Below are 22,582 nucleotides of genomic sequence, written 5' to 3'. Positions count from 1 at the left end.
ACCATGTCAACGCTCAGCCAGTGGCAGCTGAGGGCCGCGTTCGCGGCGCGGCTGTCGGAGATGTACGGGCAGGAGGTTCCCGCCTACACCACGCTGGTGGATGTCTCGCGCGAGGTCAACGAGGACGTACTGCGCGCACGGGGAGCCGATGCCGAGCGGCTCGGGTCCATCAGCCGGGTGACGGCCGAGCGGCACGGGGCCATCCGTGTCGGCACACCACGGGAGCTGGGGCAAGTGGCCCGGATCTTCGGCGCCCTCGGCATGCACCCGGTGGGCTTCTACGACCTGCGGGAGGCCGCGGCCAGCGCCGTCCCCGTCGTCTCCACCGCCTTCCGGCCGGTGGACGGCGAGGAACTGGCGCGCAATCCCTTCCGGGTGTTCACCTCCATGCTCACCCCGGCCGACCCCCGGTTCTTCGACGCCGAGCTGCGCTCGCGCCTGGAAGCCTTCCTCGCGGACCGCGAACTCTTTCCCCCCGAGCTGCTGGCGCTGGCCGACCGCGCCACCGCCGAGCGGGAGCTGCCCCAGGAGGAGGCCGAGCGGTTTCTCCACCTCGCCGTGGGGGCATTCGAGCTGTCCGCCGAGCCGGTCGACAAGAGCTGGTACGAGACCCTGGAACGGGTCTCCGCCGTGGCCGCGGACATCGGCGGTGTGCGCAGCACCCACATCAACCACCTCACCCCGCGCGTCCTCGACATCGACGAGCTGTACCGGCGCATGACCGACCGCGGCATCGAGATGATCGACACCATCCAGGGCCCGCCGGCCTGGCAGGGCCCCGATGTGCTGCTGCGGCAGACCTCCTTCCGGGCCCTGGCCGAACCCCGCGCGATGCGGACCCCGGACGGCGGCATCATCAGCGGCGCCCTGCGGGTCCGCTTCGGGGAGGTGGAGGCCCGTGGCATCGCCCTCACCCGCGAGGGACGGGCCCTCTACGACGAACTCCTCGCCCGCGTGGACGAGCAGTTGTCCCAGCGCCCCTCGGCCTCCCGGGGCGAGATCGCGCGTGGCGTATGGGAGCGGCATCTGCCCGGCAGCGAACGGGAACTCGCCGCCAGGGGGCTCGCCTACTTCACCTACCACCTCCACCCCGACCGCCCCCGCGACGGCAGCACTCCGCCCACCAGCCTAGGCGAGCTGCTGCGGCGGGGCTGGGTGCGGGCCGAGCCCATCGTCTACGAGGACTTCCTGCCCCGTTCCGCCGCCGGGATCTTCCAGTCCAACCTCAGCGGCGAGGGCACCCGCCACAGCGACCAGCAGGGCACGGCGTACGACGCGGACTGGCTCTCCGGCGCCATCGGCCGCGATGTCCTGGACCCCTTCGCCCTCTACGCGCGGCAGCGGAACGACTCCCTCGCACACATCGCCCGTGAGCTGGGCCTCACCGCCGCCCTCAGCTGACCCCTCACCCCGGAGGACCGCCATGACCAGCACCGCACTGCCCACCACGGACGACCTGCGCGCCCGCGCCCGTACCGCTCTCGACACCATCGGTGCCGAGGTGGCCGAGGGCGGCGACTTCTCCGCCCGCACACCGCTCACCGGCGAGAACCTCTTCGGGCTCACCGCCGCCACCGACGCCGTCGCCGAAGACGCCATCGCGGCCTCCCGCACGGCCTTCCGCACCTGGCGCACCACGCCCGCGCCGCGCCGCGGTGAACTCGTGCGCCGCCTGGGTGAGTTGCTGCGCGAGCACAAGAACGACCTGGCCGACCTCGTCACCATCGAGGCGGGCAAGATCCGCTCCGAGGCGCTCGGCGAGATCCAGGAAATGATCGACATCTGCGACTTCGCGGTCGGCCTGTCCCGGCAGCTGTACGGCCGTACGATCGCCTCGGAACGCCCCGGCCACCGTCTCGCCGAGACCTGGCATCCGCTCGGCGTGGTCGGCGTCATCTCCGCCTTCAACTTCCCCGCCGCCGTGTGGTCGTGGAACACCGCCGTCGCCCTCGTCTGCGGCGACACCGTGATCTGGAAGCCCTCCGAGCTCACCCCGCTGATCTCGCTGGCCTGCGACCGCCTGCTCGCCCGGGCCGCGGAGGAGGTCGGCGCGGACCGCGACGTACACCGTCTCCTGCTCGGTGACCGCGCCGTCGGTGAGCGGCTCGTCGACGATCCGCGCGTCGCGCTCATCAGCGCCACCGGCTCCACCCGCATGGGCCGCGAGGTCGGCCCCCGCGTCGCCGCCCGCTTCGGCCGCAGCCTGCTGGAACTCGGTGGCAACAACGCGGCGATCGTCGCCCCGTCCGCCGATCTCGACCTCGCCGTCCAGGGCATCGTCTTCGCCGCGGCCGGCACCGCGGGCCAGCGCTGTACGACGCTGCGCCGCCTCATCGTCCACCGCGACATCGCCGACACCCTCGTCGAGCGGCTGACCGCCGCCTACGGCAAGCTCCCCATCGGCAGTCCGTTCGAGGACACCACGCTGGTCGGCCCGCTCATCTCCCCCGCCGCCCTGGACACCATGAACGACGCCCTCACCCGCGTCCGGGCCCAGGGCGGCAAGATCCTGGCGGGCGGCAACCGGCGCCTGGCCGGGGCCGCCCCCGCGGCCGCCTATGTCGAGCCGGTCCTCGTCCGCGTCGACGCGCAGACGGACGTCGTACGGGAGGAGACCTTCGCGCCGATCCTGTACGTCCTCACGTACGACACCCTCGAGGAGGCGATCGCGCTGCACAACGACGTTCCCCAGGGCCTGTCGTCCAGCATCTTCACCCGCGACCAGCGGGAAGCCGAGATCTTCCTGTCCGCCGCGGGCTCCGACTGCGGCATCGCCAACGTCAACATCGGCACCTCCGGGGCCGAGATCGGCGGTGCGTTCGGCGGCGAGAAGGACACCGGTGGTGGCCGGGAGTCCGGCTCCGACGCCTGGAAGGCGTATATGCGCTCGGCCACGAACACCATCAACTACTCCAGCGAGCTCTCCCTCGCCCAGGGCGTCAGCTTCCTCTGATCAGGCACCGACCGGCCCGTGCCGGAGGAGCCGGACCCGGTGGCGCCGACGGCGTCTACGGGGAGCACACCACTCGGGCCGTCAAACGACTACAGAAGAAGCCCGGGCTGCCACCCGACGGCATTGTCGGCCCGCACACCTGGCAGGTGCTGCGACGATGAAGGACACCACCGCGCCCGCCACCGCCTCCGCATGCGCCCGCCCTACCTTGGCGCTGCGCGAGCTCAGGGCGCGTACGGGCCTGAGCATGGCGGCGCTGGCCGAGCGCACCACGTACAGCAAGTCCTCCTGGGAGCGCTATCTCAACGGCAAGCAACTCGCCCCGCGCCAAGCCGTCGAAGCGCTGTGCACGATGGCCGGTGAACCGCCCGGACGCCTGCTGGCGCTGTGGGAGCTCGCCGATGGGGAGTGGAGCGGCCGGGCCGGGGGCCCGCCGCATCCGGCCGAGCCGGATCAACGACCCGGCAGGCGCGCCGGGTTGCGCGGATGGGCCGCTGTCGGCGTGGCCGCGTGTGTGGTCGGAGCCGCAGTGGCAGCGGCGTGGGTGGCGATCCTGGCGAACACGGGATCGAAGGACTCCGCGGCGCACGTAGCCTCGTCCACCGCGCCAGCGTCCCCCGCCTGCCATGCCCGGGGCTGTGTCGGCAAGGACCCGGGGCTGATGGGCTGCGGCACACCCGCACGGGTCCGAGCGCTCGGCCCACCGCTGCGCACCTCCACCGGCGCCCGGCTCCGCCGCAACGTCTTCACACCCATGGTCGACCCGCTGACGGGCGGGCTCATGCGCGCCTTCGCTCGAAGCATGGAGGCTGTTTGAGTCCATGCCATTTGAGTCCAAAAGAATGCCGGGGTACAGTACGACGGCTCCGCTCCCCCACCGCATTCGGCATCCACACCCCCATAGGTGGTTTGACATGCGCGCGTCGCACTTAGGTGAATGTTGTACGGTCCTGGTAGAGGATCAGGCACTCGATGAATTTCTCGAGGTGGCCGTCGGCGAGTACCGGCGCATCACCTCCGAAACACCACTGCCGTGCTTCGCTCTCCTCGTGGGTTCGGCGGACCAGGCGACCTTGACCGTCGAGCGCGTCACGTTCGGCCGCAATGCCCGTACCACCGACCCGGCCGCGCGCCGTGAGTTCACCGAGTCGATCGTGCCGCTCTTCGGCCCGGCGTACGAGAACGAGACACGTGGCTGGTGGCTCGACTCCCACGACCTGCTGAGGGCCTCGCGCGAGGCCGAGGCCGACGGTCTGGAGATCCTGGGGTCCGTGCATATGCACCCCGACTGGCATCGCATCGGCCCACCGGAGGAGCGGCAGCTCATCCTCAGCGAGCGCCCGACCCCGATGGATCAGCACGTCTTCGGCAACACGGGTTGGCCCGTCAACCTCATCTGCTATCTGGAACGCCGCGGCGACGTCATGTACCACGCCCTCGCCGCCTGGGCGCCGCCCCCACCCGAGAGCCCCCACCTTCCGTGCACCGAACTGCCGCTGCGGATAAGGACCAGGGCCGTGGTCGGGGTGTGAGGCCGATGACCATCACGATTCCCACCCCCGACCGGCCACCCCGCCGGTATCCGACCGCTGGAGGAATTGCCCATGTCTGACGCGTCCACCCCGGACAGGCCCAAACTGCGCCATCTGGCCATTGTCGCCCGTGACCCCGAGAAGCTGGCCGAGTTCTACGGCGGAGTCTTCGAGATGGAGCTCTTCCACCGGGATCCCGATGGCAGCTGCTTCCTCTCCGACGGATATCTCACCCTCGCCTTGATCAAGCAGCAACTCGACGGTGACACCCCCGTGGGCATGAACCACTTCGGTTTCCACGTCGCCGACACCTCCGAGATATCCACGGCCCTGGTCGCCTCGGGCGCGGACGAGCCCGCCGAGCGCTTCACCAACCGCCCGTTCGCCGAATACCGGGCCATCGACCCGGAGGGCAACTGGTTCGACCTCTCGGCCCACGGCTTCGGCGGCCCCCGCCCGGCCGCCGAAGCGGACGGCGCGTAACGGGGCCGGGGCGCCGACCGTTCGCGGCGGCGCCCCGCACCCGTCAGCCGACCCGCCGCGCCAACACCTGCCCCGGCCACGCCCCGGACCGGAAGCGCTCGGTGGGAGTGAAACCGTTGCGCTCATAGAACGCGACGAGTTCGCCGCCGCCACCCGCCCAGCAATCGACCCGCAGCAGTTCCACCCCGGCGCGCCGGGTCTCCTCCACGGCATGGGCCAGCAGTGCCGCCCCGATGCCCCGCCCGGCGTGCCCTCGGTCGGAGACCAGCAGCCGGACGTACCGCTCGGGTTCGTCCGCCGGGGCGATCGGCATCTGGGGGCTGGGCCCGGAATCCAGCACCAGCACTCCGACAGGCGCTCCGCCCAACTCCGCCAGCTCCGCGATGAATGGGGCGTTCTCGGTCAGGTACCCCTCGACCCGCGCCACTCCGCCGGGCCGCCGCGAGTACGGCATCGTGCCCCACTGCTCGGTGTTGCCGCGCTCGTTCATCCAGACCACCGCGGCGTCGAGCATGTCCAGCACCGCCGGCGCGTCGGCCGGATTGCCCGGTCTGATCCGTATGGTGTAAGTGGTGTCGTTCACGGCGGAAGTCTAGGCAGAAAAATGCACGGAACCGCCCCCCCGATCGAATAGGCGTGCAAGCGGATTGCGGAATTCCCCGGGTGCGCGGGAGTTTCACGTCAGACTTTCGGCCTGTTGTGTGCTGCGGGTGGACCGGCCTGGGACTACGGTGTTTTCGAGGGTCTGGCAAAACGAAATCGGCGGCACCGGGGCGTGGCGGCATTGGGGCAAACCGTATTCGGGCGACTGTGCGAAGAGCGTCAGTGGAGTCACCCCGCGGTGTTTCTCGCGGTCTACGCCAATGTCGCCGCCCGTCTGGGAGAGCCGGAGCGGGTATCGGCCCGGCAATTCCACCGGTGGTGTGAGCCTGATCCGCCGCACCCCGGGCCGTCGAGCCGGCGGGTGCTGGAGGACATGTTCGGCGCCTCGCTGGAACACCTCGGGTTCCCACTCCCCCAGCGCCACCGCGCCCCCTCGGCATCCGGTGGCGCGGGCTCGGCACCGCGGTTCGCCGTACTGGGGCCCGTTCGCATCTGGCGTGGTGAGCAGGCGCTCCCGGTCCTCAGGCCGCTGGAGCGCGCCGTGTTGTGCGCGCTCCTGCTGCGGGGACGCACCGCCACCGCGAGCGAGCTGATCGACGGGGTGTGGGGCGACGCCCCGCCACCTCAGGCGATCGCCAGCTTACGCACCCACGCCTTCCGCCTTCGCCGAGCGCTGGGGCCCGGCGTACTGGTGTCGGAGGCGGGAGGGTACGCACTGCGGATCCGGCCCGGGGCACTGGACCTCGCGGTGTGCGAGGACTACGAGGCACGAGCCAAACACGCCAAGGCGGAAGGTGAGTTGACCGGCGCGCGGAGACTGCTGCACATGGCGGTGGAGCTGTGGGAGGGTCAGCCGCTGGCCGGAGTGCCCGGCCCGTACGCCGGGACCCAGCGCGCCCGTCTGGAGCAGTGGCGGCTGTCCCTGCTGGAGGCGCGCCTCGAACTCGACCTGGAACTGGGCCTGCACACCGACGCGGTCTCGGAGCTGACCGCGCTGACCGCGGAGCACCCGCTGCGGGAGCGGCTGCGCACACTCCTGATGACGGCGCTCTACCGCAGTGGCAGGCAGGCGGAGGCGCTGGGTGTGTACACCGACACCCGCCGCCTCCTGTCCGAGGAACTGGGCGTGGCGCCCAGCGCCGAACTCGCCCGGCTCCACCAGCGCATCCTGCGCGCCGATCCCACGCTCGCCGGGCCACGCAGGCTCCCGGCCGGGACCAAGGCCGCACCCACGGCCTCGCCCGCGCCACGTCCGGCCCAACTCCCGGCGAAACTCGCCGACTTCACCGGACGCACCGCCGCCATGGACACCTTGCGCAAGCGGCTGCGGCACGCCCAGGGGACGGCGATGACCATCTCCGTGGTGCAGGGGCTCGGCGGGGTGGGCAAGACGGCCCTGGCCGTGTGCGTCGCGCAGGCGGTCCGGGAGCGGTTTCCCGACGGGCAGTTGTTCGTCGATCTCATCGGCCACCACGCCCAGCCCGCGGATCCCGCGGCCGTACTGGGCACATTCCTCCGTGCGCTGGGCACCCCGCCCGCGGAGATTCCGGAGGCGTTGCCCGAGCGGGCGGCGCTGTACCGCTCGGTGCTGGCCGACCGCCGGGTGCTGGTCCTGCTGGACAACGCCCACGACACGGCACAGGTCCGCCCGCTGCTGCCGGGTTCTCCGGGCTGCGCGGCGCTGATCACCAGCCGCACCCCCATGACCGGCCTGGACGGCGCCCGTGTGGTGGACCTCAGCATCATGGACCAGTCCGAGGCGCTGGCCCTGTTCACCCGCATCATCGGCGACGAGCGGGCCGCGGCCGAACCACACGCCTGCCGCAGGGCCGTCGCCGCCTGCGGCTATCTGCCCCTGGCCATCAGGATCGCCGCCGCCCGGCTGACCACCCGCCCGGCCTGGACCGTGCGCAGCCTCACCGACCGCCTGGCCGACGCCCACCGCCGCCTGCACGAACTGCGGGCCGGGGACCTGGCCGTCAAGACGAGCTTCGAGTTCGGATACACGCAGCTGGGGCCCTCGCAGGCACGGGCCTTCCGGCTGCTCGCGCTCACCTACGGGCCGGACATCTCCCTGGCCGCGGCCACCGCCGTCCTCGGCGTCACCGCACAGGAGGCCGAGCGATTACTCGAGTCGCTCGTCGACACCAGCCTGCTGCATTCGCCCGAGCCCGGCCGCTACCGCTACCACGACCTCGTTCGGATCTACGCGCGCGACCGTGCCGAGCGGGATGAGCCGCCGACGGGCCGAGCCGCCGCGATGTCGCGCATGCGGGACTTCTATATGGCCTCGGCCGCACGCGTGTACGCCATGGGACGACCGGGAGACCGGCTCGTCGACCACCTGTTAACCACCGACCACCCCGGGCAGGACTTCCCGGACGCCCGCACCGCGCTGGACTGGCTCGTCAGCGAGGCGGACTGCCTCCTCACCTGCGCCCAGCAGGGCGCCAAGTCCCCGGAGAGAGGCGCCGTCCGCCGCGCGGCGGACCTCCTCCTGGTCACCCGGGACCTGGTCGAGTCCGGTACGCACTACCTCCAGTACGAGGCGGCGGCCCGTTCGGTGGGCAATGCCGCCCACATCGCCGGGGACACGGCCGCGGAGGGCCGGGCCCGCCTCGCGCTGGCGGGGATGTTCCCCGTCACCAGGGGCCAGCAGCAGGCCGACGACGAGGCCCGCCGCGCGGTCCTGCTCGCGACCGCCGCGGGCGACCCGACCACCGCCTGCCACGCGGTGAACGTACGTGGCGTCGTGGCGATCTACCAGCAGCGGTACGACGACGCGGAAGCACACCTCCGCGAGGCCCTGCGCGGCTTCCGGGCCGACGACAACCTCGCCTGCGTGGCCAGTGTGTTGTCCAATCTCTCCCGTGTACACGCCGCCACGGACCGGGCCGACAGCGCCGTCGACCTCGCCACGCGGGGAGTCGACCTCCGGCGGAGCCTGGGCAGCACCTGGCGCATCGCCAATGGCCGACTCGCCCTGGGAATCGCCCTGCACCGGGCAGGACGGCATGCCGAGGCGGTGAGCGAACTGCTGGAGGCCCTCGACACCTTCCGCGACAACCGGCAACGGCTCTGGGAGGGATCCACCCACGCCCGGCTGGCCGAGGTGTACCTCGCGTCGAACCACCCTGCCGAGGCGGCCACACACGCCGAGCAGGCACTGGCGCTCGGCTCCATCGGCAACAAGTGGCGCCGTGGGTCGATCCTGAGCGTGCTGGGCCAGGCGTTGGAGCGGCTGGGGCAGCCGGACAGGGCCCGCGCGTGCCACCGCAAGGCCGAGATGTCCTGGGTGTGGTGGAGCCCCTGACAACCTCACCGGGCGCCGTCTCCCTCGGACCGGGACGACTAGAGGTCGAGGACGATCTCGGTGGTCGGCGCGCTACAGCAGACGAGGACGGTGCCCGCTTCGGGGAGTTCGAGGGGCGGGATGGTGTAGGTGATGTCACCGGACACGATGTGGGTGACGCAGGTGTGGCAGACACCGGTGCGGCAGGACCAGCGGGTGGGGATGTCGCAGGCTTCGGCAAGATCGAGGAGTGACCCGTGCACGGGTGACCACGGGGTCGTGACGCCGCTGCGCGAGAAGGTGATGAGCGGGCCGGTGCCCGGTGGGCCCGGTGGCTGGTGCGGCCGCAGCGCGGCGGTGGGCGTGACTCCGGGGTTGATGGCGGGCAGGGCGCTGAACTGTTCCGTATGGATCCGCTCGGGGCGCAGACCGTGATCGCGCAGAACGCCGCCGAAGTGGTCCATGAAGGCGGTCGGCCCGCAGAGGTAGACGTCCGCGTCGGCGGGGATACCCAGCGTCGCGAGCGATGAGGCACTCGGACGCCCCTGGGTGATGGAGGGCTGATCGGGGCACGGGGCTTCGCCCGTGTAGTAGATGTGCTCGTGGGCGTCGGGGAGTTGGGCCAGGAGCGCGTGGGTCTCGTCCGCGAAGGCGTGGTGGGCGCGGTCATGGGCGATGTGGATCCACCAGACGGGGCGTGGGTCCCGGGTGGCGGCGAGCCGATGGAGCATGGCGAGCACGGGTGTGGCACCGATCCCCGCGGAGATGAAGGCCACAGGGCGGGTGCCGTCCTCGAGTACGAACGTTCCGCGGGGGCTGGCGATCTCCACGAGGTCCCCGGGGTGGAGCGCGGTATGGATGTAGCCGCTGACTTTCCCGTGGGGCTCATGCTTGACGCTGATGCGGTACGCGTCGGCCGTGGGCGTGGAGGACAGGGAGTAGCTGCGCACCGCGGGGGCGGCGTCGCCGACGGCGATGCGGATGGAGAGGTACTGGCCCGGGCGGGCCTCGGGCAGGGGTGTGCCGTCGGTGGTGTCGAGGTAGACCGACGAGACGGTGGGGGTCTCGCGGACGATGCGGGCGACCCGCATGGTCTTGAAGCCCGGCCATTCCGGCTCTTCCCTGGGCTGCTGGGCGGCGGCGCGTTCGCCCGGCCACCCCGGTTCCTGTTTGGGCTGCTGGGCGGCGGCGAGTTCACGGAAGGACTGCTGCCATCCGGGGCTGAGGGCGGGGATGTTCAGCGCCTTGCGCAGCTTCGCGGGGTCGCGGTCGGGCAGGTAGAGCAGGGCGTCGATGTCGGCGACGCTGAGTGCTTCCGGGCCCCTGCGGGTCAGAGTGATGTCGTCGCCGGCCTGGACGCGCCCCTCGGTGATCACGCGCAGGTAGAAGCCCGGGCGGTGGTGAGCGACGAGCAGGGCGGCCATGGTGGGTTCGCCCAGGCGCATGCCGACGCGGTAGCAGGTCACCCGGGGCTGGGTGACCTCGAATTCGGCTTCGCCGATGCGGTACCGGTCGCCGATGCACACTTCGTCGTCGGGCAGACCGTCGACGGTGAAGTTCTCCCCGAAGATCCCGAAGGTCAGGTCGTCGCGACCGAGCCGCTTCTGCCAGTAGTGGTAGGACTGCACCTGATAGACGAGCACGGCCCGGATCTCGCCGCCGTGCCCGGCCAGGTCTCCTTGGCCGTCTCCCTCGATGTTCAGTCGCCGCACCATCCTGGGCCCCTGGACCGGGGCCTTCCAGGCTCCGGTGTGGACGGTCCTTCCCTGCCAGGGGACGTCCTTGGGCATTCCTACGTTGACGGACAGCAGCGTCGCCATCGCGGACCTCCTGCGAGGGTGGCCGACTGGCGCAGCCCCTCATGACGCCGTGATCTGTGCATGACCCGCTTGATGCGTTCGCGGATAATTCGTCCGCTTTTCGGACTTCTCTACTCATTGTCCGGGAGCTGTGCGAGCTTCGCCTATTCGGCCATCGCGTCGCGAGTGCGCTGGTAGTGGCGCCGCGCCTTCATACGGTTGCCGCAGACGGCCATCGAGCACCAGCGAGCCTTGTTGGTCTTGCTGCGGTCGATGAGGAACAGTCGGCACTCCGGGTTGGCGCACATCCGCAGCCGACCGGGCATCGCCTCCCACAAAGCGCTCCAGGCCAGGACGGCCTCCACCGCCATCCGGCGCTCCGCCGGGGCCTCCACCTCCCATGACACCCCCGCGGACGAGAGGTGCGGACGAGAGATGACGTCCTCCAGGAGCGGGGCCAGCGACGCGGCGGGGCGACTGCCCCGCACCACGTCCTGCAAGCCGTCCCGCGCCTTCAGGAGGTGTCGGCGCTCTTCGGCACTGCCGCTGCCGCCGTGCGCGCGCTGCCAGGACCTGGCCGCTTCGGGATCCGCCAGCTGGTCCTGGGCGACGCCGTTGACGACCGGCGTGGTGTTGAGGAGTTCCAGGAGCAGGTCCTGCCGTTCTCGGTCGGCCACCCCGCCACCTCCTAACCAGATCGTTTCACTTGACAGGTTACACACAGGGACCCGAGCGACCGTACCTAACCATCTATGTCAGCTTGACAGGTTAGATCAAGCGTGCTCGACTGGACATGTAACCACTGAAGCTCAGCAGAGAGGTTAGGTCATGGTCTCCGCAGTCCACCACCGCACCGCCACGGTCGACGGCCACGACGTCTTCTACCGGGAGGCCGGTGATCCGAAGGCACCCGCCGTCGTACTCCTCCACGGCTTTCCGACCAGCTCGCACATGTTCCGCCACCTGATCCCGGCGCTCGCCGATCGCTACCACGTCATCGCCCCCGACCACATTGGATTCGGTCTGTCCGCGATGCCCGCCCAGCGGGACTTCCCGTACACCTTCGACGCCCTCACCGATGTCACCTCGGGTCTGCTCAGGCAGCTGGGCATCGACCGGTTCGCGATGTACGTGCAGGATTACGGCGCCCCCATCGGCTGGCGGCTCGCCCTCCGGGCCCCGGACCGCATCACCGCGATCATCACCCAGAACGGCAACGCCTACGAAGAGGGCTTCGTCAAGCCCTTCTGGGACGGCGTCTTCGCCTACGCCAAGGCGCCCGGTCCCGACACCGAAGCCGCCATGCGCGGCGCGCTGACCCCCGAGAGCATCCGTTGGCAGTACACCCACGGCGTCACCGACCCCACCCTGGTCAGCCCCGACAACTGGGTCCTCGACCAGGCGCTGCTGGACCGGCCCGGCAACGACGAGATCCAGCTCAGGCTCTTCCGCGACTACTCCACCAACGTGGACCTCTACCCACGGGTCCACCAGTACTTCCGCGACTCCCAGGTCCCGCTCCTCGCGGTCTGGGGCGCCAACGACGAGATCTTCGGCCCCGACGGCGCCACCGCGTTCAGCCGGGACCTGCCCGACGCCGAGATCCACCTCCTCGAGTCCGGGCACTTCGCCCTGGAAAGCCACCTTCGGACCATCACCGAGCACATCCGCGGCTTCCTCGCCCGCGTCCTCACCTGACGCTCAGAGCGTCGAGCCTGCTCGGCGGACGCACAATTCGTCGTACCGGCCGGGGCATCCAGCGGTAGATGGGCATCCTTTCGGGTTGCGGGCCGGTGGGCGGGCTCCGTTTCGCGGCTGGGTCGGCCACGGATCGGTTGACTTGGCGCGGGCGGAGGCGATCAACGTCTCCAGAGCGCGTCTCGTGAGGGCGGCCACCTTGATCAACAGACGGAACGTACTGCGGGCGGGCACGGTCGGTGTTCTGGGCGCGGAGGTGATGGCTTCCCGAACAACGCCCGCCGCCGCCACGCCACCACCCGATGTGGCGGAGCGGGTCAGCCGGCGGGACTGGGAGCTGCTGGCCCAGTCGCTGTCGTCGCGTTCCACGCTCTACCGGCCGGGGGACTCCGGCTACCCGCCGCTGGCGCTTCCGTTCAACCATCGGTACGCCGGGATCCGGCCGGCGGGAATCGTGGCGTGCGGCACCACCAGGGATGTCAGTACGGCGGTCCGCTGGGCCCGTACGGTGGGGCTGCCCGCCGTGCCCCGCACCGGGCTGGGCCACAACTACGCCGGGTACTCCGCCACCACCGGTCTGCTGCTCAACATGGCCCGCATGAAGAGCATCGACTCCACGCCGGTGCCGGGCCCCGGCTCCCGGACCCGGACGTACGGGCGGATCAAGGTCGTTCACGATGCGGGTACCGTCACCGTAGGGGCCGGGGTCACCAACGGCGATCTGCACCCGATGCTGGAGGACCGCGGCATCTTCGTGCCGACCGGGCGCTGCCCCACGGTCGGGGTGGCCGGGCTGGTGCTCGGCGGCGGGATCGGTTTCAGCGACAAGATGTTCGGCCTGACCTGCGACCGGCTGGTCTCGACGACCGTGGTGCTGGCCGACGGCGAGGTGGTGAAGGCCGGTCAGAGCTCGCACTCCGACCTGTTCTGGGGCTGCCGCGGCGGCGCGGGGAACAACTTCGGTGTCAACACCTCCTTTACGTTCCAGTACGAGCGGTTCCAGGGCGGCGTGGGCTTCTACCGGCTGAGCTGGAGCCTGGACTCGGCGCTGCCGGTGATGGCCGCCGCGCAACGGATCGCCGTGGACACCCTGCACGACAAGCGGTTCCATCTCCGCGTCGGCATGGGCACTCATGGGCTCACCAGGGACGAGATCCGCGCCAACGCGGGCGTCAATGCCATCGGCCAGTACTACGGCGATCTGGACGAGTTGCGCGAGATCCTGGCTCCGCTGCTCGCCATCGGCACGGCCGAGGAGTGGGCCGCCAACAGAGCGTCGGTGCGCGAGGTCACTCCGGGTGAGGCGAGCGTGCTGCTGAGCGCCACGACGCCGGTGCAGCAGTTCGCCGCCAAGTCGGCGGTGCTGACCTCCCGGACGCTTCTGACCGATGACCAGGTCGCCGCCGCCGCCGAGCAACTGCTGGAGTGGCCCGGCAGCAACAAGGAGGACGGGGCCGGGTTCGCCATGTTCGCCCTCGGTGGCGAGATCAACCAAGTGCCGCCGGACGCGACGGCGTTCGTCCACCGCAACGGCGTGTTCATCCTCGCCGCCGAGACCTCGTGGGCGGACTACGATCCGCCCATCGTCGCCACGGCGAACCTTCAGTGGCTCCCCGAGTTCTACCACGCCCTCTTCGGCGGTACGCCTCCTCCGCAGTCGTACCAGAACTTCCCGGATCCGACCCTGAAGAACTGGCGGCGGGCCTACTACGGTGCGAACTACGACCGGCTGGTGCGGGTGAACCGCGAGTACGACCCGACCAACTTCTTCAGCTACCCGCAGGCGATCGGCACCTGACCTCGGCGGCCTCGGCGTTCCCGGCGTCACCGAACCGGACGGCCGCAGGCAGACCTGGAGCGATGGCCGCCGACGGCTAGAAGCACGGCAGCCCCGAGGGCGGTTCCGGGATGGCCCGCCCTGCCGTCACCGCCTCGATGAACTCCCGTGGCGGGAGGTAGCCGTGGGCGGCCACGTAGTGGAGGACGAGATTGGGGGCGATGAGCCATCGCCCGTCGTGGGCCAGGAGCCTGATCTCGGCGCTGCCCAGGGTGACCTCGGTGCCGTCGACGTCCACCACGACGGGATAGGGCGGCCTTCCCTCCGGGTGCGGGAGGGTGCAGCTCTGCCAACCCCGCATACGGTTGGTGGAGTTGTCCCGGCATATCACCGCGAGCGCGTGGACGAACTCCCTCGGCACCTCACCGCGCGGAAACTCCCCCTGTCGCTCCAGCCATCCGACATTGACCGCCTGGACGCCCTGGGGCACCCCGCTGCCGGGGGTGTAGACGTAAGGGGAGCCGTCCTCGTACCGCACCGCGTGTTCCTCCCGTACTCGTGGGGCACCGCTGATGGCCGCTGCCCCGGCGACAGTACGGTGTGGCGCGCTCCCTGCACCGAGCGGGTCAGCGGGCCAGCGGGTCAGCGGGCCAGCCGTCCCAGCAGCGAGGAGGCCGCCGTGATTCCGGCCGCCGCGGCCAGCACCAGGACGGCGTAGTCGAGTGCGAGATGGTGCGGGGTGCCCAGCAGCAGTCCGCGCAACGCGTCGACCTGGTAGCTCAGCGGATTGGCCTTGCTGACCGCCTGGAGCCAGCCGGGCATGAGGGCGACCGGGTACAGCGCGTTGGAGCCGAAGAACAGTGGCATGGTGATGGCCTGCCCGATGCCCATGAGCCGGTCGCGAGTCAGCACGATTCCCGCGATGGTCATGGACAGACAGGAGAAGAACGCCGAGCCCAGGATCACCGCGACGGCCACCCCGAGGAGCCGCAGCGGATTCCACGTCAGCGCCACCCCGAGCAGCGCCGCGATGGCGATCACCACGACCGCCTGGATCAGCGCCTTCACCCCGGACGCGAATGCCTTGCCGGTGATCAGGGCGGCTCGCGGGGTCGGGGTGACCAGCAGTTTGGTGAGGATCCCGGCGTCCCGCTCCCAGATGATCTGGATCCCGTAGAAGATGGCGATGAACATCGCGGACTGGGCGATGATGCCGGGTGCGAGATAGTCGATGTACGGCGTGCCGCCGGTCGGTATGGCCTTGAGCCGGGTGAAGGTCTCGCCGAAGATCAGCAGCCATAGGGCGGGCTGGACGGCCCGGGTGTACAGCTCGGTGCGGTCGTGCCGCAGCTTCTGGAGCTCGACCACGCACATCGCGACGACCCGCGTGGGCAGCATCCGCCAGCCGGTGCGGGCGCGCGGCGGGGTCAGCAGCGGATCGGGGCGGCCATCCGGCGCGAGCCCGGCGGCGTCAGCCGACCCGGGACGCGGTGCGACGGGTGCTTCGGACATCGCGGAAATCTCCTCCCTGCTCGTCGAGGCCGCTGCCGGCGACGTCGCGGAAGACGTCCTCCAGGGTCGGCTCGTGGTCGGCCTCGCCCTCCCCCCTGCGGCGTTCGGCCAGCTCGGAGCGGAGTTCCTGGGGCGTTCCGAGGGCGTGGATCCGGCCGCGGTGCATGAGCGCGACCCGGTCGCAGTACTGGTCGGCCTCGTCCATGTAGTGGGTGGTGACCAGCACGGTCATCCCGGTGGCGGCCCGTACCGCGTTGATGTGCTCCCACACGCTGGTCCTGGCGATCGGGTCCAGGCCGATCGTCGGCTCGTCCAGCATCAGCAGCCGGGGCGCGCTGACCAGCGCCTGGGCCAGTTCGAGGCGGCGGATCATGCCGCCGGAGTACGTCTTGGCGAGCCGGTCGGCCGCCGCGGTGAGATCGACCGCCTCCAGCACCCGCGCCACGCGGTCGGCCCGCTCCCGGCGGGTGACGTCGAAGACGCGGGCGAACAGCTCCACGTTCTCCCGGCCGGTGAGCCCGGCGTCGGCGGACAGCTGCTGGGGTACGTAGCCGAGCAACCGGCGGACCGCCATCCGCTCCTTCGCCGCGTCGTGCCCGAACACCCGCACCATACCGGCGGGGACCGGCAGCAGGGTGGTGATGCAGCGGATGGCGGTGGTCTTGCCCGCTCCATTGGGTCCGAGCAGGCCGAAGACCTCACCCGCCCGGACCGTGAGCTCCAGGTCGTCGACCGCCTTGGTCTCCCCGAACGCGTATCGCAGGCCCTCACAGGCGAGCGCGACCGGGGCGGTGCCCTCCGGGACGTCGGTCATATCCCTCCCACCTCCTCATGAAGGTTCTCGGCCAGTTTGCGCAGCGCCGGAACGGCCGCGGCCAGCGCCGCCCGCTCGCTCTCGGACAGCTTCGCCACCTGCTCCCGGACCAGTGCGCCGCGCCGCGCCTGCCACTCCCGCAGCCGGGCCTCGGCGGCGGGGGTGGCCGTCAGCCGGGCGGAACGCCGGTCCTCGGGATCGGTCTCGCGGTGCAGATAGCCCGCCTTCACCAGCTGGTTGACCAGGGTGGAGACCGAGTTGCCCGCGAGGTAGAGCTCCTTGGCCGCGGCCGACACCCGGATCCCGGGACGGGCCATGACCAGCCGCAACAGCTCCACCTGGGCACCCCGCAGCCGTGGTTCCGTCATCCCGGCCCGCAGCCGCCGCCGGATCAGCCGCTGGACGCCGCCCAGTACGTCGGCGAACGAGTCGGGGAACTCCTCTGTGGCCATGCCTCCACTTTACCTCTCAGTAAGAGGTAATTTTCAAGCAGCCGGACCAGCCGAGGTCCCGGCAGATCACCTCACAAGAACCACACAAGGCCATCCCCTACCGTCCCGTGCCCACGGAAGCGAAGATCGTCCAGGGAACAGAGGGACCGATATGAGCGAGACACGTCGGCACGGAATAGGCCGACGCCACTTCCTGCACGGGGCGGCCGCGGTGGCGGCCGGTGTCATGGGCACCGGATGCACCCCCGAGGACGCGCGGGGGGCAAGCGTCTCGGACCGCGTGCCGGTCATCGCCATCGACGCCCAGCGGCGATCGTTCAAGGTGAGCCCGTACATGACCGGGGTGAACGGGGCCAAGTGGTACGACGACGCCTTCGGGATGTGGGACTCGAAGCACGACCGCCCGGCCCCCGGCATCGTCGGAAAGATCAAGGAGTCCGGGATCGGGATGATCCGCTATCCCGGCGGCACCTCGTCCAACCTCTTCAACTGGAAGGGAGCCATAGGTCCGCAAGCGGACCGGACCCGCCAGGTCGAGGGAAAGCAGGGCGCCACGGTCGACAGCCGGTTCGGGCCGGACGAGTACATGGCGTTCATCCGGGAGGTCGGCGCAACGCCGGAGATCATGGCGCCGTTCGCCAACTCGACCCCGGACGAGATCGCCGACTGGGTGGCGTATATGAACGCGCCACAGGGCACGAAGTGGGGAGATCTGCGAGCGCGGAACGGCCACCCGGAGCCCTACGGTGTGCGCTACTGGGAAATCGGCAACGAACTGTTCGGCAAGCACCAGCGCTACTGGATGAGCGCGGATGACGACAAGGCCATGCGGCAGTACGCCTTCGGCGGCACCCAGCGGCAGCAGCGCCAGCACGTCGGTACGCCCGCCGACCACCGCCCCTCCGCCTCGGTCAGCGACGGCCGGCCGAACCAGACCTTCACCGTCTGGTACCCACCGGTCGTCCCCAAGTCCCAGACCGTCCGCGTCGGTGACTCCACCTGGCGCGAGGTCACCGATCTCTCCTCGGCGGGCGCGGACGACCGCGTCTACACCTTCGACCCGCGCAGCGGCACGATCCGCTTCGGCGACGGCCGCCACGGGATGATTCCCCAGAGGAGCTTGAAGATCACCGCCGACTACGACTCCGGGCCCCACGCCGGATTCGTCGACTACTACACCAAGATGAAGGCGGTCGATCCCTCGATCGACGTGCTCGCCGTCTGGGCGCCCATCGACGCCGGGAAACTCGCGGGCGGAAAGAGCTTCCCCGAGCTCCTGGCCGAACACGGCCACGCCGACAAGTACGACGGCATGGCCATCCACCCCTACACGAACTTCCCGCGGGACCTCAAAGCCACCAGCTTCCCGGACAAGCGGGCCGGACACGACTACCAGATGCTCGGCGACGCGGCCGCCGCCAAGATGGTCTCCGACCTCACCGCGCGGATACGCGAACACGGCAAGGACGATGCCTACGTCGCGGTGTCCGAGTGCGGCGCCCTCTTCTTCGGAGGAGAACGCGACTCCGACGCCTATCCCCAGTACTCCTTCGCCATGTCCCACGCGCTCTACATGGCATCGCAGTGGGCCCGGTTCGCCGACCTCGGCGTCCGCTGGACCGCGAGCAACGATCTGATCGGGGAGAAGCCGGGGCTGTCACGGACACTCTTCGGCGGCGCGCCCAGCTTCGTGCGCACCCCCGACGCGATTGTGCGCGAGCAGTTGAGCGGCTTCTTCCACGGCGGCGGACATGTCGTGGACAGCGAGGTGAAGAGCAACGCCGAGGTCTCCACCCGGGAGACGCCGCTGGGCTCCTCCTACGAAGCGCTGGTCACCACCGCCGCCGTCGACAAGGACGGAGCGCTCAGTGTCCTCGTCGTCAACCGCTCACCGGACGAGGACCTCAAGTCCCGCGTCGATCTGGGGAGTTTCCGGCACACCGGCACGGTCGACGTGTCCGTGGTGGCGGGCAGGAGCTACGACGACTTCAACAACGACGAACACCCCGACGCCGTCACGATCGAAAAATCCCGCGCCACGGCCAAGGGCGACTCCCTGAACTGGACCTTCGCGGCACACTCGGTCACACTCCTGCGCTTCCCACCGCCCACGTCCCACTAGCCGTCCGCCCCCTGTGCCGGAGGGTCCGCCCCCTGTGCCGGAGGCGGACCGCTTCCGGCACAGGCGGCGGACCCGCCGAGCCGGCCTCGGTTCAGCGGCGCAGCAGGCTCGCGCTGAGGCCATCGGCCACGAGCTGGAATCCCAGCACCAGCAGGGTGACGGCGGCCATCGGGCCGATCGCGTACCAGGGGTTCTGCGCGAGGAAGTTCATGCTTCCCTGAAGGAGCGAGCCCAGGGAGGGGGCCGGTGGCCGGATGCCGAGGCCGACGTAACTCATGCCGCCCTCGATGAAGACGGCGGTCGACATGGACAGGGCGAACTGGACGATCAGCGGGTCGAGGCCGTTGGGCAGGATGTGGCGCACCAGTATCCGCACCCGGCCCGAGCCGATGGCCGTGGCCGCGACGACATAGTCGCGCTGGCGCTCGCCGACGACCGACGACCGGATGAGTCGGCCGAACAGCGGCACGTTGACCAGTGCGATGGTCACCATGACCGCGGTGCCCCCGGAGCCGATGATCATGGCGACGGTGACCCCCGCGATGAGCGCGGTGAACGACAGCATCACATCGAACAGCCTCTGTACGGCGGTGTCGAGCCACCGGGCCAGTCCGCTCGCGAGGCCGATGAGGATCCCGGCGAGGGCGCCGATCGGGACGGCGACGACGGTGGCGAACACATCCTGGCGCAGCCCGTACAGCACCCGGGAGAACAGGTCGCGGCCGTACTCGTCGGTGCCGAGCGGATGCGCGGCCGACGGATGGGCGAGGGCGAGCGGTCCTTGCTGTGCCGGCGCGGCGGGTGCCAGCAGCGGGGCCAGCACACCGGCCAGAACGAGCACCACGACGAGCCCGAGGCCCAGGCTCAGCACCGGCCGGCGCAGCAGCCGCGACCAGCCTCCGCCACGGACGGCGGAGGTGGAGGCGGTGGCGGTGGCGGTGGCGGTGGCCGTCGGCGGTGTCCCGGTGGTGGTCATGCTCACTCCATCCTGAGTCGTGGGTCGACGGCCGCGTGCAGCAGATCGGTCACGGTCTGGAGGATGACGAACACCGTGACCGTGATGAGCAGCAGATTCTGAACGACGAAGTAGTCGCTGCTCTTGAGGGAGTCGATGATGAGCTGGCCCACCCCAGGCCAGGCGAAGATGGCCTCCACCACGATCGCCCCGCCGAGCATCTGGCCGATCTGGATGCCGAGGACGGTCAGCACCGGTGGCAGGGCGTTGGGAAGCGCGTGGCACAGCACGATCCGTCGCCGCCGCAGCCCCTTCGCGGTTCCGATGCGGATGTAGTCCTCGTCGAAGACCCGCCGGATCGACGTCGACAGGAAGCGGGCGAGTACGGCGGCGGCGGGGAGGGCCAGGGCGAGGGCCGGCATGATCAGGTACTGCACCCCGATCTCCGGGTCCGCGAGCACGGAGACATGGCCGCCCGCGGGAAGGATCCGGTGGGTGATGGCGAACACCATCACCAGGAGCACTCCGCTGACGTACGGCGGTATCGCGAAGGCCAGTGCGGTGGCCGCGGCGGTCGCGCCGCGGACGAGGCGGCCCTTGGCCACGCCGAGGACGAGCCCGGCCAGGCCACCGAGCAGGACCGCAAGGACGATGGCGCCGAGGGTGAGTTCGAGGGTGTTGCCGAGGCCGTTGCCGATCAGAGTGGCGACCGGCACGCCACGTACGTAGGAGTCGCCGAGGTCGCCCGTCAGCACCCCGCCGAGCCAGGTCAGGTACTGATGGGGCAACGAGGCGTCAAGACCCAGCTGGTGCCGGACCGCGGACACGGTCTTGGCGGAGGCGTCCGGGCCCGCGGCGAGCACGGCGGGGTCACCGGGTGCCAGGTGCAGCACGCTGAAGACCACGATCGAGGCGATGGCGAGCACCGCGAGGGCGGAGGGGACACGCCGGAGTGCGTAGCGGAGCATGAGGTCCTCCTCATGCCAGATAGGCATGGTCGAGGTCGATGCCGTCGTACATGGTCCAGGCCAGACCTTTGAGCGACGCCTGAATGGCATACGTATGGGTGCTGTTGATCAGGTCGATGACGAACTGCTGCTGGAGGAAGAGCTGGTTGAGGTCCCGGTAGGCGGCGGTCAGGGCGTCGCCCTTGCCGGTCCAGATCTCATCGGCCAGGCGGCTGTACTCGGGATCGCGGAAGTTGGACGCGTTCTGCTGGGCGTTGAACGGCCAGGAGCCTTTGACGAGCGTCGACGGAGTGAGCTGCCCGAAGCCGTGGCCGTTGACGAACAGGCCGGGGATCTTCCCGCTGACGAACATCTTCTGGTACTCGGCGTCCTGCTTGGGCTGGAGTCGGCAGGTGAGGCCGACGTCCTCGAGGTTCGCCTGCACGATCTGGGCGATCGCGGCGTTCGTCGCCAGGGTGTTGCTGTAGTACAGGTCGACCTTGGCGTCGGCCGCGCCGGCCTGTCGCAGCAGGCGTTTCGCCTTGTCCGGGTTGAGTGCGTAGGCCGCCGCCCGATCGGGGTCCCAGGCGGCCGTTCCGGGTGACCACGGCAGGCTGCTCGGGCGGCCGATGCCGCCCAGCACCTGGTCGAGGACCCGTTCCCGGTCGATCGCCCAGGCCACCGCCTGCCGTACCTCGACCTTGTCCAGCGGGGGGACCTTCACATTGGCCCCGATGTAATAGGTGAGGTCGTGGGCGTCGGACTGCACCAGGCGGAACCCCGGCCGGTCGCGGATACCGGCGGCGTCGAGCGGCGACAGGTCGAGGGCCAGATGTGTCTGCCCGGAGCGCAGGGAGGCCACGGCGGACGACGACTGCGCGGCGATCGCGATCTCGATGCCGTCGAGGTAGGGACGGCCCGGCTTCCAGTAGTGGCGGTTGCGTTTCAGCGAGATGGACGAGCCCGGTTTGTAGGACTCGACGGTGAACGGCCCGGTGCCGATGATCTCGCGCCCCGAGGCGAGATCGGTCACCGACTCCCGGTCGATCAGGACCATCATCTCGAACATGTCCCACACATTGCTGACGGCCTTGCCGAAACCCACGGTGACCTCGTGACCGCCGGTCCGCTCGGCCGAAGTCACCTGCTGGGCAACGGACTTGACCTGGGTGCTGGTGGTGTCCTTGGTCAGGTGGTCCAGGACGAACACGACGTCGTCGGGGCCGAAGGGACGGCCCGAGTGGAACGTCACATCGTCGCGCAGCTGGAAGACATAGGTCCGTCCGCCGTCCGACACCCGCCAGCTCTTCGCGAGCGACGGCCTGGGCCGCAGCGTCCTGTGGTCCAGTTCGGTCAGCGTGTTGAAGACGGTGCGGCTCACCGAGAAGTTGGGGTTGATCTGTGACAGCAGGAACGCGGGCAGGATGTCCGTGCCCTGCACCATGTGCAGGGTGCCGCCGTGCCGCGGCCCGCCCCCGGACCCTTGCTGCTCCGCCACGGCACTGCGGCAGGCGGTGTTCAGCAGGCCCGCCCCGAGTGAGAGTCCCGCGGCGAGGACCGTGCGGCGTGCTGGCTGACCACGTTGTCCGGTCACGCTGGCTCCTACCGGGTCGCTCATTTAAATCAGAGTAGTTTATTTAAAC

20 protein-coding genes are annotated in these 22,582 nt (G+C 70.2%); 10 read left to right on the top strand and 10 right to left on the bottom strand.

Features of this window, described 5'->3' with window-relative positions; translation table 11 throughout:
* Positions 1–3: 3 nt before the first annotated feature.
* The 6 genes from hglS (at position 4) to ABD329_RS00605 (ending at position 4,968) form a co-directional block, all read left to right on the top strand.
* Positions 4–1,401 carry a 2-oxoadipate dioxygenase/decarboxylase gene (gene hglS, locus ABD329_RS00630; protein ID WP_198275657.1) on the top strand — a complete coding sequence of 466 codons (1,398 nt, stop codon included), beginning with the start codon at positions 4–6 and terminating at the stop codon, positions 1,399–1,401.
* A 22-nt stretch (positions 1,402–1,423) separates the two neighbouring features.
* A complete protein-coding gene (gene amaB, locus ABD329_RS00625) occupies positions 1,424–2,953 on the top strand; it encodes an L-piperidine-6-carboxylate dehydrogenase (RefSeq protein ID WP_198275656.1) in 1,530 nt (509 codons plus the stop codon).
* Positions 2,869–3,114: a peptidoglycan-binding domain-containing protein gene (locus ABD329_RS00620; RefSeq protein ID WP_306420085.1), complete on the top strand. Its 246-nt coding sequence runs from the start codon at positions 2,869–2,871 to the stop codon at positions 3,112–3,114. Before amaB ends, ABD329_RS00620 begins: the two co-directional genes overlap by 85 nt.
* Entirely contained in the window at positions 3,111–3,770 is a 660-nt protein-coding gene (locus tag ABD329_RS00615; RefSeq protein WP_198275655.1) for a helix-turn-helix domain-containing protein, read from the top strand. The genes ABD329_RS00620 and ABD329_RS00615 overlap by 4 nt, the downstream gene beginning before the upstream one ends.
* Positions 3,771–3,939: 169 nt before the next feature.
* The gene (locus ABD329_RS00610; RefSeq protein ID WP_344315775.1) at positions 3,940–4,485 is read left to right on the top strand and encodes an MPN domain-containing protein; all 546 of its coding nucleotides are present in this window, start codon (positions 3,940–3,942) and stop codon (positions 4,483–4,485) included.
* A 72-nt stretch (positions 4,486–4,557) separates the two neighbouring features.
* The gene (locus tag ABD329_RS00605) at positions 4,558–4,968 is read left to right on the top strand and encodes a VOC family protein (protein WP_344315774.1); all 411 of its coding nucleotides are present in this window, start codon (positions 4,558–4,560) and stop codon (positions 4,966–4,968) included.
* Between the two features lie 43 nt (positions 4,969–5,011).
* Here ABD329_RS00605 and ABD329_RS00600 read toward each other — a convergent pair whose 3' ends face one another.
* Positions 5,012–5,551 (bottom strand): GNAT family N-acetyltransferase, encoded by a 540-nt coding sequence (locus ABD329_RS00600; RefSeq protein ID WP_198278154.1) that lies wholly within the window; start codon positions 5,549–5,551, stop codon positions 5,012–5,014.
* Between the two features lie 258 nt (positions 5,552–5,809).
* Between ABD329_RS00600 and ABD329_RS00595 the strand changes: the two genes are divergently transcribed.
* The gene (locus tag ABD329_RS00595; protein ID WP_309142766.1) at positions 5,810–8,884 is read left to right on the top strand and encodes an AfsR/SARP family transcriptional regulator; all 3,075 of its coding nucleotides are present in this window, start codon (positions 5,810–5,812) and stop codon (positions 8,882–8,884) included.
* 38 nt (positions 8,885–8,922) lie between these two features.
* Here ABD329_RS00595 and ABD329_RS00590 read toward each other — a convergent pair whose 3' ends face one another.
* On the bottom strand, positions 8,923–10,683 hold the full coding sequence (locus ABD329_RS00590) for an MOSC and FAD-binding oxidoreductase domain-containing protein (protein WP_198278153.1): 1,761 nt from the start codon (positions 10,681–10,683) through the stop codon (positions 8,923–8,925).
* Positions 10,684–10,826: 143 nt separating this feature from the next.
* Positions 10,827–11,339, bottom strand: coding sequence for a CGNR zinc finger domain-containing protein (locus ABD329_RS00585; RefSeq protein ID WP_198278152.1), 513 nt, complete (start codon positions 11,337–11,339; stop codon positions 10,827–10,829).
* 151 nt (positions 11,340–11,490) lie between these two features.
* Between ABD329_RS00585 and ABD329_RS00580 the strand changes: the two genes are divergently transcribed.
* Entirely contained in the window at positions 11,491–12,360 is an 870-nt protein-coding gene (locus ABD329_RS00580) for an alpha/beta fold hydrolase (protein ID WP_198278151.1), read from the top strand.
* Between the two features lie 199 nt (positions 12,361–12,559).
* On the top strand, positions 12,560–14,158 hold the full coding sequence (locus ABD329_RS00575) for an FAD-binding oxidoreductase (protein ID WP_198278150.1): 1,599 nt from the start codon (positions 12,560–12,562) through the stop codon (positions 14,156–14,158).
* Positions 14,159–14,234: 76 nt separating this feature from the next.
* Here ABD329_RS00575 and ABD329_RS00570 read toward each other — a convergent pair whose 3' ends face one another.
* The 4 genes from ABD329_RS00570 to ABD329_RS00555 all read right to left on the bottom strand — a co-directional run bounded on the left by ABD329_RS00570 (position 14,235) and on the right by ABD329_RS00555 (position 16,915).
* Positions 14,235–14,675 (bottom strand): DUF7919 family protein, encoded by a 441-nt coding sequence (locus ABD329_RS00570; protein ID WP_198278149.1) that lies wholly within the window; start codon positions 14,673–14,675, stop codon positions 14,235–14,237.
* Between the two features lie 104 nt (positions 14,676–14,779).
* The gene (locus tag ABD329_RS00565; RefSeq protein WP_198278148.1) at positions 14,780–15,649 is read right to left on the bottom strand and encodes an ABC transporter permease; all 870 of its coding nucleotides are present in this window, start codon (positions 15,647–15,649) and stop codon (positions 14,780–14,782) included.
* Positions 15,609–16,463: an ABC transporter ATP-binding protein gene (locus tag ABD329_RS00560; RefSeq protein ID WP_198278147.1), complete on the bottom strand. Its 855-nt coding sequence runs from the start codon at positions 16,461–16,463 to the stop codon at positions 15,609–15,611. Before ABD329_RS00560 ends, ABD329_RS00565 begins: the two co-directional genes overlap by 41 nt.
* On the bottom strand, positions 16,460–16,915 hold the full coding sequence (locus ABD329_RS00555; protein ID WP_198278146.1) for a MarR family winged helix-turn-helix transcriptional regulator: 456 nt from the start codon (positions 16,913–16,915) through the stop codon (positions 16,460–16,462). Before ABD329_RS00555 ends, ABD329_RS00560 begins: the two co-directional genes overlap by 4 nt.
* A gap of 151 nt (positions 16,916–17,066) precedes the next feature.
* On the opposite strand from ABD329_RS00555, the gene ABD329_RS00550 reads away from it, so the two are divergent.
* Complete coding sequence (locus ABD329_RS00550) at positions 17,067–19,037, top strand: alpha-L-arabinofuranosidase C-terminal domain-containing protein (protein WP_198278145.1); 1,971 nt, start codon at positions 17,067–17,069, stop codon at positions 19,035–19,037.
* 91 nt (positions 19,038–19,128) lie between these two features.
* Here ABD329_RS00550 and ABD329_RS00545 read toward each other — a convergent pair whose 3' ends face one another.
* Genes ABD329_RS00545 through ABD329_RS00535 form a run of 3 tightly spaced genes read right to left on the bottom strand, consistent with a single transcriptional unit; the run spans position 19,129 to position 22,533 of the window.
* Positions 19,129–20,013 carry an ABC transporter permease gene (locus ABD329_RS00545; RefSeq protein WP_344315769.1) on the bottom strand — a complete coding sequence of 295 codons (885 nt, stop codon included), beginning with the start codon at positions 20,011–20,013 and terminating at the stop codon, positions 19,129–19,131.
* A 2-nt stretch (positions 20,014–20,015) separates the two neighbouring features.
* The gene (locus ABD329_RS00540; RefSeq protein WP_344315768.1) at positions 20,016–20,960 is read right to left on the bottom strand and encodes an ABC transporter permease; all 945 of its coding nucleotides are present in this window, start codon (positions 20,958–20,960) and stop codon (positions 20,016–20,018) included.
* A gap of 10 nt (positions 20,961–20,970) precedes the next feature.
* A complete protein-coding gene (locus ABD329_RS00535) occupies positions 20,971–22,533 on the bottom strand; it encodes an ABC transporter substrate-binding protein (RefSeq protein ID WP_344315767.1) in 1,563 nt (520 codons plus the stop codon).
* Positions 22,534–22,582 lie beyond the last annotated feature (49 nt).

The sequence above is a fragment of the Streptomyces javensis genome, from assembly GCF_039525925.1.
Lineage (GTDB): Bacteria > Actinomycetota > Actinomycetes > Streptomycetales > Streptomycetaceae > Streptomyces > Streptomyces asiaticus.
The sequence above is the reverse complement of the archived record's forward strand: the minus strand, read 5'-3'. Positions and strand labels throughout refer to the sequence as shown.